The 12525-nt window shown below is 64.3% G+C and carries 24 protein-coding genes; 19 read left to right on the top strand and 5 right to left on the bottom strand.

What is annotated here, in order from left to right:
* Positions 1–107: 107 nt before the first annotated feature.
* The 3 genes from csrA to A7D27_RS29075 form a co-directional block, all read right to left on the bottom strand.
* Positions 108–287: a carbon storage regulator CsrA gene (gene csrA / locus A7D27_RS10045; RefSeq protein WP_069564775.1), complete on the bottom strand. Its 180-nt coding sequence runs from the start codon at positions 285–287 to the stop codon at positions 108–110.
* Between the two features lie 718 nt (positions 288–1005).
* A complete protein-coding gene (locus A7D27_RS10040; protein ID WP_069564774.1) occupies positions 1006–1383 on the bottom strand; it encodes a hypothetical protein in 378 nt (125 codons plus the stop codon).
* A gap of 4 nt (positions 1384–1387) precedes the next feature.
* Positions 1388–2221, bottom strand: a complete 834-nt coding sequence (locus A7D27_RS29075) for a helix-turn-helix transcriptional regulator (RefSeq protein WP_069564773.1) — start codon at positions 2219–2221, stop codon at positions 1388–1390.
* 105 nt (positions 2222–2326) lie between these two features.
* Between A7D27_RS29075 and A7D27_RS10030 the strand changes: the two genes are divergently transcribed.
* From A7D27_RS10030 to A7D27_RS09990, 9 genes are all read left to right on the top strand, one after another.
* The gene (locus tag A7D27_RS10030; protein ID WP_069564772.1) at positions 2327–2530 is read left to right on the top strand and encodes a Cro/CI family transcriptional regulator; all 204 of its coding nucleotides are present in this window, start codon (positions 2327–2329) and stop codon (positions 2528–2530) included.
* 11 nt (positions 2531–2541) lie between these two features.
* Positions 2542–2730, top strand: a complete 189-nt coding sequence (locus tag A7D27_RS10025) for a hypothetical protein (protein ID WP_069564771.1) — start codon at positions 2542–2544, stop codon at positions 2728–2730.
* A gap of 18 nt (positions 2731–2748) precedes the next feature.
* Positions 2749–2937, top strand: a complete 189-nt coding sequence (locus A7D27_RS10020) for a hypothetical protein (RefSeq protein WP_069564770.1) — start codon at positions 2749–2751, stop codon at positions 2935–2937.
* 279 nt (positions 2938–3216) lie between these two features.
* On the top strand, positions 3217–3939 hold the full coding sequence (locus tag A7D27_RS10015) for a metallophosphoesterase (RefSeq protein ID WP_069564769.1): 723 nt from the start codon (positions 3217–3219) through the stop codon (positions 3937–3939).
* Positions 3936–4898, top strand: coding sequence for a hypothetical protein (locus A7D27_RS27100; protein ID WP_083265589.1), 963 nt, complete (start codon positions 3936–3938; stop codon positions 4896–4898). The genes A7D27_RS10015 and A7D27_RS27100 overlap by 4 nt, the downstream gene beginning before the upstream one ends.
* Positions 4891–5742, top strand: a complete 852-nt coding sequence (locus A7D27_RS10005) for a hypothetical protein (RefSeq protein WP_069561036.1) — start codon at positions 4891–4893, stop codon at positions 5740–5742. The genes A7D27_RS27100 and A7D27_RS10005 overlap by 8 nt, the downstream gene beginning before the upstream one ends.
* Positions 5732–6268, top strand: coding sequence for a hypothetical protein (locus A7D27_RS10000; protein ID WP_069561035.1), 537 nt, complete (start codon positions 5732–5734; stop codon positions 6266–6268). Before A7D27_RS10005 ends, A7D27_RS10000 begins: the two co-directional genes overlap by 11 nt.
* The gene (locus tag A7D27_RS09995; RefSeq protein WP_069564768.1) at positions 6268–6888 is read left to right on the top strand and encodes a recombination protein NinG; all 621 of its coding nucleotides are present in this window, start codon (positions 6268–6270) and stop codon (positions 6886–6888) included. The genes A7D27_RS10000 and A7D27_RS09995 overlap by 1 nt, the downstream gene beginning before the upstream one ends.
* 10 nt (positions 6889–6898) lie before the next feature.
* Positions 6899–7108, top strand: coding sequence for a hypothetical protein (locus A7D27_RS09990; RefSeq protein WP_069561033.1), 210 nt, complete (start codon positions 6899–6901; stop codon positions 7106–7108).
* On the opposite strand, the gene A7D27_RS09985 is transcribed toward A7D27_RS09990, so the two are convergent.
* Positions 7105–7377 (bottom strand): hypothetical protein, encoded by a 273-nt coding sequence (locus A7D27_RS09985; RefSeq protein ID WP_069561032.1) that lies wholly within the window; start codon positions 7375–7377, stop codon positions 7105–7107. The two genes, A7D27_RS09990 and A7D27_RS09985, sit on opposite strands and share 4 nt — an antisense overlap.
* A 155-nt stretch (positions 7378–7532) precedes the next feature.
* Here A7D27_RS09985 and A7D27_RS09980 point away from each other — a divergent pair, with 155 nt between their 5' ends.
* The 7 genes from A7D27_RS09980 to A7D27_RS09950 all read left to right on the top strand — a co-directional run bounded on the left by A7D27_RS09980 (position 7533) and on the right by A7D27_RS09950 (position 10540).
* Positions 7533–7955, top strand: coding sequence for a hypothetical protein (locus tag A7D27_RS09980; RefSeq protein ID WP_139131129.1), 423 nt, complete (start codon positions 7533–7535; stop codon positions 7953–7955).
* Positions 7952–8176, top strand: a complete 225-nt coding sequence (locus A7D27_RS09975) for a hypothetical protein (protein WP_069561030.1) — start codon at positions 7952–7954, stop codon at positions 8174–8176. Before A7D27_RS09980 ends, A7D27_RS09975 begins: the two co-directional genes overlap by 4 nt.
* Positions 8163–8693: a lysozyme gene (locus A7D27_RS09970; protein ID WP_069561029.1), complete on the top strand. Its 531-nt coding sequence runs from the start codon at positions 8163–8165 to the stop codon at positions 8691–8693. The genes A7D27_RS09975 and A7D27_RS09970 overlap by 14 nt, the downstream gene beginning before the upstream one ends.
* Positions 8690–9061, top strand: a complete 372-nt coding sequence (locus tag A7D27_RS09965; protein WP_069564767.1) for a hypothetical protein — start codon at positions 8690–8692, stop codon at positions 9059–9061. Before A7D27_RS09970 ends, A7D27_RS09965 begins: the two co-directional genes overlap by 4 nt.
* A gap of 141 nt (positions 9062–9202) precedes the next feature.
* The gene (locus A7D27_RS09960) at positions 9203–9508 is read left to right on the top strand and encodes a hypothetical protein (protein WP_069564766.1); all 306 of its coding nucleotides are present in this window, start codon (positions 9203–9205) and stop codon (positions 9506–9508) included.
* Positions 9508–9930, top strand: coding sequence for a hypothetical protein (locus A7D27_RS09955; protein WP_069564765.1), 423 nt, complete (start codon positions 9508–9510; stop codon positions 9928–9930). Before A7D27_RS09960 ends, A7D27_RS09955 begins: the two co-directional genes overlap by 1 nt.
* A 31-nt stretch (positions 9931–9961) precedes the next feature.
* Positions 9962–10540 (top strand): hypothetical protein, encoded by a 579-nt coding sequence (locus A7D27_RS09950; protein WP_069564764.1) that lies wholly within the window; start codon positions 9962–9964, stop codon positions 10538–10540.
* A 28-nt stretch (positions 10541–10568) separates the two neighbouring features.
* Here A7D27_RS09950 and A7D27_RS09945 read toward each other — a convergent pair whose 3' ends face one another.
* Complete coding sequence (locus A7D27_RS09945; RefSeq protein ID WP_139131127.1) at positions 10569–10901, bottom strand: hypothetical protein; 333 nt, start codon at positions 10899–10901, stop codon at positions 10569–10571.
* Between the two features lie 127 nt (positions 10902–11028).
* On the opposite strand from A7D27_RS09945, the gene A7D27_RS27785 reads away from it, so the two are divergent.
* The 3 genes from A7D27_RS27785 to A7D27_RS09935 form a co-directional block, all read left to right on the top strand.
* Positions 11029–11232, top strand: a complete 204-nt coding sequence (locus A7D27_RS27785) for a hypothetical protein (protein ID WP_139131126.1) — start codon at positions 11029–11031, stop codon at positions 11230–11232.
* Positions 11222–11848, top strand: a complete 627-nt coding sequence (locus A7D27_RS09940; RefSeq protein WP_069564763.1) for a hypothetical protein — start codon at positions 11222–11224, stop codon at positions 11846–11848. Before A7D27_RS27785 ends, A7D27_RS09940 begins: the two co-directional genes overlap by 11 nt.
* On the top strand, positions 11845–12525 hold a 681-nt coding region (locus A7D27_RS09935), incomplete at its 3' end, for a hypothetical protein (protein WP_218188485.1). The genes A7D27_RS09940 and A7D27_RS09935, both read left to right, overlap by 4 nt.

The following is a 12525-nucleotide window of genomic DNA, read 5'->3' as shown; positions in this document are numbered from 1 at the left end:
CGACCGACCCGCTGTCTGCCGTTGGGCGCGGGGGCGAGTGCTCTCGACTGGGGGCGGATGTGAAAAGCCCCGCTGGTGCGGGGCTCTGGTTGGCGGGCGCCGGCCGATCAGCTGGCCAGCTTCACCTCTTCGCGGATGCGGTCCGCGATCTCCTTGCGGTGTACTGCCACACTGGGCGGTGCGGTGATGCCAATGCGCACCTGGTTGCCCTTGATGCCGGTCACGGTGATCTTGATGTCGTTACCGATTTCGATGGTTTCGCCTACGCGACGGGTGAGAAGCAGCATGTCGATTTCCTTTCGTTGTGGTGGGAGGTGCCCTGCTACCGGCAGGGCGGCGGGTTGCTCGGTGCCGTGGTGTGGCTGCATGGGTTGGGTGATCTGGCCGGTGCTGTAACTCCGGCATACCAGTTTCACGGGAGGCGCCTCAGTCAATCCGCTGGCCAGACTTAGCAGGGGAGTTCCGCCCCTACATCTCCCTCCGCGCTGACGCATCAGCCTGCGCATTCAGATCACCCACCAATGCAGCCCGGGGCCGAAACCCCGGGTTTGCGTTGTTCGTTTCTCCGCGTTCGCCTACTGGGCTTCTACAACCCGCGGTCTTGCTTCTGGCTGTCAGGGGAACCGTGGCGCCGGCATGCCGAGCGCTGCAGTCGTTTTTCGTAGCGCTGTTACCCGCCACCTGCGCTTGGGCGATGATTTCTTTCCTCACTGCAAGCGCTTTCGACGCCTGTCCACATATCGAGCACAGATCTCCGTTCTGAGGAGCCTCGGCAGAGGTGTTAGCAGTGCAGACCCTCGGCGCGCGCATCCAGATGCTGCGCGGCAGCGTTGAGCCTGGCCGGCTACCAGAGGCCGGCGTGGGGTTCCAGGTTGTTAAAGAGCATCCGAGATAGGTGTCGCAGCTCTCGGTGCGGTAATAATTATCTGCGGTCATATTTTATGTCAAGACTGGCGGTAATAAAAATTAGCGCCCACGTCATGGAGGGGGTGAGGGAGGTGTTGGTTAGGGGCGCATCTTTGCGATGGTGGCTAGGGCGGTGTCGCGCTCTTCTTGGAAGAAGAACCCGGCAAAGCTGTATGCGTCCTGCCAGTTAGGGTGGGCTTCACTGAAGAGGGAAAGGAACTTGAGAAGGGTATCGAGCGTGTTGGGTGGCGTTGATGCTCGGCTGATCAAGCCGTCGATGTACATCGCGCTGATTGTTCGTTGTAGCGTGTCCAGCATCTTCTCGAAGGCGGCTGCACCCTTATCGCGCCCGAAAAGAGACTTCTTGCCCAGGCTGCTTGTTGTGTCAGCTAGAGCTGGGACCAGGTAGGTCAACGCCTTGTAGGTGTTGGGGGTCTGGAGCTTCAATTGCTCTTCTATGCGTGCATTCCCTGCCATGTGATCACCTTCTTCCCAATAAATGGCTGCGCTTGTGGCGAACCGTCGACCACCAGAACACCCAGCCGATTATGCGCAGTTGGATCTGCTTGATTTCATCGGCGGAGTATTCCTCGTCCGTGTATTCGCTGCTGTTGAAGCTCCGAATCCGCACCCCTCCGCCGGGGAGGCGATACAGAAACTTTACCCGGAGCATTCCATCGTGCTCCAAGGCATAGATTTCTCCGTCGACTATCTGCGTTGCGGTGGTGTCAATGCCTACTGTGGAGCCATCCATGATCAATGGCTCCATGCTATTGCCAGTCAGTTGTGCGCATATTGCTGCTGCAGGGTCGACGCCTGCCGCTCGTAAGGTGGCGTAGGAAAAGCGCAGCTTCCTACCTTCTGTTTGACGAAAGGCGGTCCTTCCAGATCCAGCAGACAATTCGACTTCCTTGTAAAACGGCAGCTCTACTTCGTCATCGTCCAGCGGTGTGTCGCTATCCCATGGCTCCAATGGGCCAACTATCACGGCGTCCGTCTGGGGAGGCTTTGGAGGCGGCGCAGCAGAGGTCGTCTTGGCAAGCTTCTCGATCTCTCTGGCCAGTCGTGGGCTGAAGCTCTCAACTGGCTCCTGTAAATACCTGGCGAACACGGCGGCAGCCTCTACGTTGAGGGCATTTTTTCCCAGCAAGTAGTGGTTGGCGGCGCTTTGCGAGTTGGCTTTCAGTCCTTCAATGGCGATCAGTTCCTGGGTGATACCGAGGGACTTCTTCTTCGCCTTGTACAGGGCGTTGAGGGCTTCGCACTCCTGGCGTTCCTCGTCGGTAAGTTGGCGCTTTTTCGATGGTCGATTCATAGCTTGCAGCCTATTACCAACGGTCATTCATTTCTAATACCGCAGGTCTTGCCTAAATAAAGACCGCAAGTAATAATCCTTGGGTAAGTCAACCTGGAGCGAGCAATGAAGCGCATCTCTATCCAAGAGTTTGTCGCCGAGAAGGGGCAGACCGAATCCGCCGCCCTGATCGGCGTGACCCAAGGGGCTATCAGCAAGGCTCTGCGTAAGCGGCGGGATATCTACGTGATCTGCTTGGACGATGGAACCTATGCCGCCGAGGAAGTCAGGCCGTTTCCATCTCAGAACGCCAAGTCTCAGGCCGCATAAGGAGCCAGGCGATGTATCCAAACCGGAAACACCTCAACGACGTGGAGATCAAGATCCGCGTCAACGAAGAAACAGCCGAGCGGCTGAGGGTCTGGGCCAGTTTCCGCAAGACCCAGCGCGCGGCGTTCTGCCGTGACCTCATCGAAATCCAGCTGGACCAGTTGGAAGCCGAGCTTACCGACGAGCAGAAGCGGGGCTGAAGGCCCGAAGGAGGCCCTGTGCCGGATCTTGATCTGCTGCTGGACCAGATGACGCTCGCTCGCCTGGAGCGCGAGGCGCTGCGCCGGGGCATGACTGCCGAGGCGCTGGCTGGCCAGCTTCTGGATACCGAAGTTGCCACGCGATCGCGGCCCCGTGCGGGTGGTGTCGGGGCGACCCCCTTCTACCGCCGCAAGAGCCAGGACTAGTCGGGGAGCCGCAGCCGTGGCCACCCAATCCAGGGAGCAAACCGACATGCAGACACATGCTGGCCCATCGCGGCCGGGCAGGAATACCAATCCTCGGCTTGAGCGCCAGCTTGCTCAGGTCAGAGAGTTTATAACGCGCGACCAAGATCGCCTGGCGGAATCCTCGAAGCCCTCTGTGAGGCTTTCACTCCGGTCATGGAGGGCCCACGAAGAAGATCTCCTCCAGACATCACGGCTCGCTAGGGAAGCGCCTCAGAAAGAACCGCCGGGAGGTTGTTCATGAGCCCGGTCATTACCCTTCAACCCAACACCGTCGGGCGCGACTATGTGGTGGGCGACATCCATGGCTGTTTCGGTCTGTTGCGTCGATTGCTGGCACAAGTGGCGTTCGATGAGTCGCGTGATCGCCTGATCAGTACGGGCGACCTCGTGGACCGTGGCCCGGAGAGTGAACTGGCATTGGAGTGGCTGGCCAAGCCCTGGTTCTTTGCCGTGCGCGGAAACCACGAGCAGATGGTGATCGACACGGCTTCCGAGGTGATCGAAAGCGACATGCACCTCTACAACGGCGGCGCCTGGTTTCTGGGGCTTTCGCGCGCCGAGCAGCAGGACTACGCCGTCCAGTTGCGCGATCTACCATTTGCAATCGAGGTGCCCACTGGGAGAGGCCTGGTTGGAATCGTCCATGCCGAATGTCCGTTGGATGATTGGAGTCTGTTCCGCCAGTGCCTGCTCCGCACCTCGCTCATTCGCGACAAAGAGGGCCAGGCATTGCTGGCCTCGGTCCTGTGGAGCCGGCAGCGTGCAACAGCTGGGTGGCATGACGCTGTGCAAGGCGTTGCTGCGGTGGTGGTTGGGCATACCCCCCACAACATGGTCGTTCAGCTTGGCAACACCCTCTATATCGACACGGGCGCCTGCTTTGGTGGCCAGTTGTCGGCACTTTGCCTCAGCGATTGGAGCGTGCATCAGGTCAGAGCATCGGCGGGAGGTGGTGCATGAACCTCTCGGAGCTGCTGGATCGGCCGATCGCGTTTCAGCGTGCCTTTGTCTCACTCGGGGCGGGCATCACGGGGGCATTGATGCTCTCCCAGGCCGTGTACTGGTCGAATCGCGGTGATGACGCCGATGGTTGGTTCTACAAGACCATGGAGGACTGGGAGGCAGAAACAGGGCTGACCCGTTCGGAGCAGGAGGGGGCACGCAAGAAGCTGGTGAAAGCTGGCGTATTGGAAGAGATGAAGAAAGGGGTTCCGTGCCGGCTCTACTACCGGGTTCGGCTGGATGCTGTTGCTGCAATCTTGGATGTAGAAATCCCGCAACCAAGAGCGCGGAAAACCCGCAAACCAGTTTGCAGAAAACCTGCAAACAAGCCTGCGGAAAACATACAGGCAAGCTCGGGGAAAACCAGCACGCAAGCCTGCGGAAAACCTGCATTCCTTACAGAGACTACAACAGAGATTTCAACAGAGACTACAGCAGAGAATTCTGCCGGAGGGCCTATTCAGGCCCCGGCGCAGGAATTCATTCCCGCTGGGGAGCAGCCGGCGCCGCGCTGCGAGATCCCCGCTGACATGCCAGGGCCGAAGGACACCACCTGCAAGACCTTCCGGACCTGGGCCAACTACGCCATCGCCTACCGCAACCGCCACAAGACCTGGCCGGTGTGGAACGCCACTGTCGGCGGAATGCTCGGGAAGCTGGTGGATCGCCTTGGCCAGGCGGACGCCCCCAAGGTCGCCGCGTTTTTCGTCCTGCGTGTCAACGACGCCAGCGTCCTCCGTGGCTGCCACTCGCTGAAGGCCCTCCTGGGCAACGCCGAGGGCTACCACACCCAGTGGAAGACCGAGAACCCCATCACCCACACCCAGGCTCGCCAGGCTGAGCGCAGCGACTCGAACCTGTCCGCCGCTGAGCAGGCCCTGGAAATCCTACGTGCATCGAGGGCTGGCCATGCTTAACGAGCTGCAGCAGGAGCAACTGCTGGCGTCTCTGTACGCCACTGCCGAGATTCTGGACCAGCAGCTGCAGCCACGCGCTGCGGCCCTGATGGTCGCTGACCTGAAGATCTACGGCGAGAAGCCGCTGGTCGAAGCGCTGTCTGCCTTGCGTCGTACCGGTCAGAAGCTCACCCCGGAGAACGTGATCCGCCACCTGGTGACGCAGGACGGGCGGCCCGAGGCAAACGAGGCCTGGGCGATCGCCATGACCAGCTACGACGAGGCGGAGACGGTGCTGATGACGCCGGAGATCCAGCAGGCGGCAGCCTCGGCAGAGAGCGTTTTCCGTGCCGGGGACAAGATCGGCGCCCGCATGGCGTTCATCGCCACCTACGAGCGGCTGGTCACCACCGCGCGCCAGGTGGGCACGCCGTTGAAGTGGTCGCTGTCGCTGGGCCACGACGCCGAGCGGCGCGCGAGTGCGATCGAGAGCGCAGAGCGTCTCGGCCGGCTGCCGGCGCCCCAGGCTCAGGCGCTGCTCGCCCACCACGCGGTCGGCCAGATCACGGCCGAGGGCCGCGCCATCGTCGGGCTGCTGGCGGGTCCCTCTGCTGACGGCCTGCTGGCACTGACCGCCGATGAAAAGACCCGTGAGGCACTGAAGGCCGAGGCCGGGGAGGGCAAGTGCTCCCTGGACGTGCGCGAGCAGCTGCAGCGCATCCGCCAGAGCATGGCCGCCAGCCGCGGGCAGAAGGACGAGGAGCGTCGGGTCGCGAAGTTGAAGGAGCGCCGCGAACTGGCCAAGAAGCGCCGGGCCGCCCTCCAGACCATCCAGGAACTACAGGAGCAGCGTCATGCGCAATGAAGCCGCAGCGACCTCTGCCGCCCCGAAGAAACGCACCAACCGCCCCGTGTACCTCGAATTCAAGCGCATGGTTGATCCGGACACCGGCGAGGTGCGCCTTGCCCTGGTCGCTGGAAGCGACGTCGACCGGTTCCTGCTGAAGGAGCGCAGCTACCGGGCCGGCGATCGGGTGCGCGCCGAGCTGAAGCAGCCGCGCGACGAGCGCCGCCACCGGCGGGTGCACCGCCTGGGCCAGTTGGTGGCGCAGAGCATCGACAAGTTCGCCGGCATGGACGCGCACTCGGTGATCAAGAAGCTCCAGGGTGATGCCGGCGTCTGCTGCGCCGACGAGGTGTTCGACCTCGGCTCGCTGGGCCGGGTGACCCGCAGCGTGCCGGAGTCCCTGGCATTCGACGAGATGCCCGAGGAGCGCTTCGGCGAGTTCTGGCGCGGCATCAGCCGTTACCTGATCGACACCTACTGGCAGCACCTGGACGAAGACCAGGTGAACGACATGGTGCAGATGATGCCCTCGGAGGTGGCCTGATGAGGGCCTCAAAAGCCCCCCGGCCGAAGAAGTGCCGGGCCTGCGCTGAGCCTTTCATCCCCGTGAAGTCGCTGCAGGTGGCCTGCAGCATCGCCTGCGCCTTGAGCATTGCGAAGGCCAAGCAGGCGCGCGAGCGCGTTGCCCTGGAGAAGGTGGAGCGTCGCGAGCTGCGCGCGGCTCGACAGCGGCTCAAGCCCATGCGGGAGTACATGCAAGAGGCGCAGGCCGCCTTCAACAAGTTCATCCGCCTGCGCGACCGCGATCAGCCGTGCATCTGCTGCGGCAGCTACGGGCCGGACGAGCACTGGCTCACCGGGGGCAAATGGGATGCCGGCCACTTCCTGTCGCGCGGCTCGCACCCGGAGCTGCGCTTCAACGAGGACAACTGCCACAAGCAGCTGAAGAGCTGCAACGGCGGGTCCAGCAAGTACGCCCGCAAGGGCCGCACCGTTGCGGAGGGCTACCGCGCACGCCTGATCGAGAAGATCGGCCTGGAGCGCGTCGAGGCCCTGGAAGGGCCTCATGAGGCCCGCCGCTACTCGATCGAAGACCTGAAGGCGATCAAGGCCCGGTATCAGGCCTTGGCGCTGCAGTTGGAAAAGGAAGCGACCAGCGGGTGAGGAGGTGGGTATGCGTCATGAGGAGATGACGTGCGCCGCGGACATGAAGGTGCGGCTGGGCGATCAGGAGATGACCGCGCTGGCCTGGGCGGTGGCGCGGGGGTTGAAGTGGAGCACGGTCAGGCAGCGCCGGTACCGCGGTAGCAACTGGCAGGAGGCGCTGACGCCAGGGCTCCGGCGGTCGCGATTCAACGACGGAGCCCTGGCGGGGTCGCGTTAGGCCTCCGGCGAGAGGTGCAGCACAACCGGCTCGCCGTCCGGCACGTCCTGGGCGCTCACACGGAGCTGGGTGAGCAGGGCTTCGAGGCGATCCAGGGCCTCGGGGCTGACCCTGCCGCCCAGTGCAGCGATCTCGCAGCCGTCCTCGGCCAGGGAGATGCCCAGCCAGGTGCGGCTGCCGCGCTTCTCGATCTCTTCGCCGAATACCGCCATGGCCTCGGTCACTGCCATGTACTCGTCGTCGTCCACCTGGTCGATGTTCTGCCCCATCGTCGTTTCCTCGTTTTGTTGGGCCGTTGCCCGGGATGTGAAAAGGCGACGCTCTGTAACTGGAAAGTGCTTTGCAAGGGTTGCGGGCACCGCCCAGTGACATAGCGTCGGGCCATCCGAACATCGCAAGGACGCCCCAAGTGGACGACCCGAACATGCAAACAGAGCTCGCACTGCTCAACCAGGAGGTCGCCGGCCTCCACCGCGTGGTCTCCGAGATCGGCGGGAAGATGGACGTGGTCATCCAGATGCAGCTGCAGATGCAGCGCCTGCAGGACCGCAGCGACCGGCTGGATACCGAGGTACGGCGTTCCCAGGAGAGCAACGAGCGGGCAATCGCCAGCATCCGCGCCGACCTCGACTCGGCATTCCAGGTGGCCCACGGCGCGCGGGACCTGGCCACGCGCTGGCTCAACCGCTGTGTAGGCGGCTTCGCCGTCGGCGCCGTGCTGTTTGGCGCGCTGCAGTGGTTCGTGCTGCGCGAGATCACCGACTACAAGGCCGCCGCCGGCCGTGCCAGCGAGCTGGAGCGCCAGGTGCAGCGCCTGGAGTGCGCCGTCACGGGGAAGTGCAAATGAAGCTGATCCCGCAATGGCGCCGCTTCTGGCGCATGTACAGCGTGTGGTGGATCGTCGCCCTGACCCTGCTGGCAGCCACCAGCCCCTTCATCGACGAGATCCGCGCCGTCCTCGACCTGGGCCTGCTGCCCAGCATCCTCCTCACGGCCCTGGCCATGCTGGCCGGGGTGCTCCTCCGCCTCGTGGCCCAGCCGAAGGTGCGCAACGATGACGACCAGTAGGAAGCGCACGGCGCTGAGTGCCGCCGTGCTGGCCCTGGTGGCCGCTGGCGCCTCGGCGCCGCAGATCATGGACCAGTTCATCCGGGAGAAGGAGAGCGGCGACCGCTACGAGCTGAAGGCCTACCAGGATGGCGCCAAGGTCTGGACCGTGTGCGACGGGAAAACGAAAGGGGTAACCCCTTCCACCGTCATGACCCGCGAGCAGTGCGACGCCTGGCGCAAGACCGAGATCGGCCAGCGGCTGGCCTACGTGCACAGCATCATCCGGGTGCCCATGAGCGAACCCGCCTGGGCTGGTGTGGGGTCCTGGTGCTTCAACGTGGGCAACGCTGCCTGCGGAAAGTCCACCGCAGTGCGCCTGCTCAACCAGGGCAACCAGGCCGCCGGCTGCCGCGCGCTGCTGCAGTGGCGCTTCATCACCCGCGACAACAAGAAGATCGACTGCTCGACCGATCAACCGTACTGCACCGGCGTCTGGGAGCGCCGGCAGGGCGAAGCGGAGCTCTGCGGCCTATGAGCATCGACACCCTGCGTGTGGCGGCCTACGCCGTCCTGACCGTTCTCGGCCTGGCCATCGGCTGGAGTGTTCGCGGCTGGAAGGAGGGCAGCGAGGAGGCGATCCGCCTGCAGGCGCAGCTGGACCAGCAGGCACTGGCGCGCAGCGTCGTCGACCAGGTGGCCGCGTCCACCAACCAGGCCATCGCCGAGATCCGCGTCACCAACACCACGATCTACCAGAAGACTCGCCAGGAGGTCATCCGTGAGCCGATGGACCCTGCTTGCCGCCTGCCTGCTGGCTGGATGCGCAACATCAACGCCGCCCGTGCTGGTGGACCAGTCCCTGCTGCAGCCGTGCCCGGATCTTCGGCCGGTGCCGATCGCTGAGGACGGAACGGGCGACCCCGCAGAACTCACCCTGGCCGACGTGGAGATGTCGGGCCAGTACCTGGAGTGCCAGAGGCGCCACCAGGGTCTCGTCGAGGCCGTGAAGGCCACCAACAACCAGTAACGACAAGGGGGCAGACCATGTCGAACCGCCGCACCTACCTGGCGCCCGAGCTGCGCGCCGGGCACACCGTCTTCATCGTCACCCGGGCACTCGTGGACCACGCCACGGGGGAGGGCCGCTACGAGGTGGCCGAGCACCTGGTGGCCAGCAAGAGCGAGCCGCAGCCCGAGCCTGGCCCGCTCCCGTTCCGGATGCACCCGGACATGGCCCGCTGGGCAGCCAGCAAGACCGACCTGTGGCGCACCCGCCGCGATGCCAAGCGGGAGGCCGCCCGCCGCCAGGCCCTGGAAGACGCTCACTTCGCAGCCAAGAGGAAGGCCTGATGGACCGCGCCGAACTGCAGCAGGCCGCCGAGAAGGTGGCCGCCGAGATCCAGGGGCTGCCGGTGGGCCTGGTGTTCCCCGACGGCGCGCGCCGGCTCTTCCTCGAGCACGTAGAGCCGAGGATCGGCACCTACCGCCTGTACATCGCCCGCCCGTTCGGCGTGGTGCGCCCGGGAGGCATGAAGTGGCGTATCCAGCTCAACGTCCAGTTCGAGGGCAGGCAGGACCTGGTCACCGTGAACGACGGCCGCGTGCAGGCGCCGCTGGAGCAGCTGGGTGACCTGATCATCGAGGCCGCCGGCCGCCTGGCTGACCACATCGCCGCGAACAACCGCCTGCTGAAGGAGGCGCGCCGCCAGACCATCCAGGCCGTGGCCACCCGGCCCGAGGTGCTGGTGGTGCATGAAGGTGGGAGCCGCTGAGTGAACAGAGAAACGCCAATGGGAGGAGGCAATGTCTGAAGTAGGGCCTGATTGGGAGGCGATCCACGCCGAGTATCGCGCTGGCCAACTGTCGAACGTCATGCTGGGCAAGAAGTACGGTGTGACCGAGGGCGCCATCCGCAAGCGGGCGAAGGCAGAAGGCTGGCAGAAGGACCTGGCCGATGCGGTCCGCCAGCAGGTGAAGGAGAAGCTGGTACGAGACGAGGTACGAGCCCCTAACGCACGTGACCGGGAAATCGTCGAAGCGGCCGCCACGACTGGTGCTGACGTGGTACGAAGGCACCGCCGAGACATCTCCAAGGGCCAGGACATCGTCAGCATGCTGTTCGGCCAGCTGGAGGAAGCGGCCACCAACCGCGCCGAGCTGGAGGACGCAATCGAGGAAGAGACCAAGAACGACGAGACCACACGCCGGCGCACCCAACTGATGCGCCTGGTGAGCCTCGCCTCCCATGCCGGCGTGCTGCGAGACCTGTCGGCCGCCATGAAGAACCTGATCCCGCTGGAGCGCCAGGCCTACAACCTGGATGAGCAGGAGCACGAGGAGCCGTATGAGGAGCGGTTGCGTCGGTTGCTTGGGCAGGAATGAAAGAGCCCGCAATCAGCGGGCTCCGTGTTCACAGCTCCATGTCGTCGAGTGGGGCGCCATGTTCGACTATCCCATCCCACTCGAACTGGGCGATGGTTTGCCGGGCAATCTCTAGGATCGCCTTGCCGTCGTCGTCGTAGGGGTCTACAGCAGGGGCGAGCTCGAAAGAGCAGCTGCAGCTGTTGGAGTCGTAGAAGAGGCTCACCACCTTGCTCTCAAGGTTTGCCCGGGATGCGGCCACACAGAAGTTCAGCATCTCGGCCAGTTCGTTGGCCTTTCCGTGTCGCGTGCAGATGTTGATGCCGCACGCAGTCATGCTTCCTTCCGTAACTGAGTTCTTGCTGTCGTTGCAGTAGCCCATGAAACCACCTTCAGATTTTGTGGGGAGCGCATTTTATCCGTTTGGGCGGTTAGAAAAGTGCACTTGCGGCGAACGGTCAGTGACATAGCGTCGCCCCTGTCACCCACCTACGACAGGGGCCGCTCCCATGCCCAACCCTTCCGACCCCCGCCGCGCCCGAAGCATGGGCCAGGCGGCTCTCAACGCTGACGGCAAGACGTACAACGGCTACCGCCTGCTTTCCTGGCTTTCCGAGGTGCTGCACCCAGGCAAGGGCCTGAGTGAAGCCGAAGTGCGCGAGATCGACGCCGAGGTGCGGGCCAAGCGCCAGGAGGCCCGAGATGGCGCCTGATGCCCCCGAAATCCCGCTGAAGATCACCCGCGGCAAGACTGCTGAGTTCGCCTTCCTCTACGCCGACGAAGAGCAGGTCTTCCTGCCCATCGAGGCCATGCCGGTGAAGGCGCCCGCACGGCTGACCATCACCGGGCACCAGATCCCGGACGGTTGGCCGGTGCAGGTCCAGTGCGTCAAGGCTCCGGCCGAGCTGAACAACGACCCCAACGGCGACGAGCCCTACTACAAGACCAAGGTGGTGGACGCCAACACCATCGAGTTCAACCGGGTGAACGCCCACTGCTGGAAGGACTACTCCGGCAGCGGGCTGGTGGTGTTCAACCGTCCGGTGAACCTGACGGGCTGGCGGTGCCGGGCGCAGGTGCGCAGCAAGGCCGGCGCCACCGGTACACCGCTCTTCAGCTGGGACAGCGACGCGAGCCAGAACCCTGATGGTGTGGCAGTGGTGGACGTGGCCCGCGCGTGCTTCGTGCTGCGCGTCGACGCTGCTGCAGCTGCCGCGCTCACCTGGTCGAGCGCCGTCTACGACCTGGAGGCGATCGCCCCGGACGGTAGCGTCTACGCCGTGACCGCCATCAGCCCGGTCACCGTAGAGGGCGAGGTGACCGTATGACGGCCCACCTGGTGGTGCGCAGTCGACCTAGCGGCGTGCTCGTCGCCCGGGGCAGCTCCGTTGTCGTGACGGCTGCGCGCTCAGCTCCGCAGGTCCTGGCCTTGGACGCCGGGCGCCGCTTCCTGGTGCTGGCCGGCCTGCAGGGGCCCACAGGTACCCCAGGTCCGGTTGGGCCCGTAGGTCCTGCCGCGCTCAACCGCGAAACCTTCCTCACGTACCCATTCGGCGAGGGCAATGCCGTTTACTTCAACGACCTGCAGCTGGGCGAGGTGCTGTCACTGCCGCACCTGACCCCAGTAGCGCCGGGCGTACAGAGCAAGCTCTACCACCCCCAGGCCAGCCTGACCCAGTCCGGCACCGGCGCCGGGCTGGAAACCCTGGGCATGCCCATTTCCATGCGGCTGACCACTGGCTCGACCACGGCCGGCCAGGCCGCGCTGAGTCTGCATTCCCTGGAGCCCAACCAGGTCTGGCGACCTGGCGCCACCGATGGCTGGTCGGCCTTCGCAGTCGTCAGCCTGTCGGCGCTGTCCAGCACCTATGAACGCTTCGCTGCCGTGCTGACGCTGTTCACCCTGAGCGCGGGCGGTCTGTATTGCAGCTATAGCGACAACCTCAACGGAGGGCGCTGGCGACTCGCCTACCAGGATGCGGCCTACAAGACCGTTTATGTGGAC

Origin of the sequence: Pseudomonas sp. 1D4, from assembly GCF_001728925.1 — a bacterium.
GTDB lineage: Bacteria > Pseudomonadota > Gammaproteobacteria > Pseudomonadales > Pseudomonadaceae > Metapseudomonas > Metapseudomonas otitidis.
The sequence above is the reverse complement of the archived record's forward strand: the minus strand, read 5'-3'. Positions and strand labels throughout refer to the sequence as shown.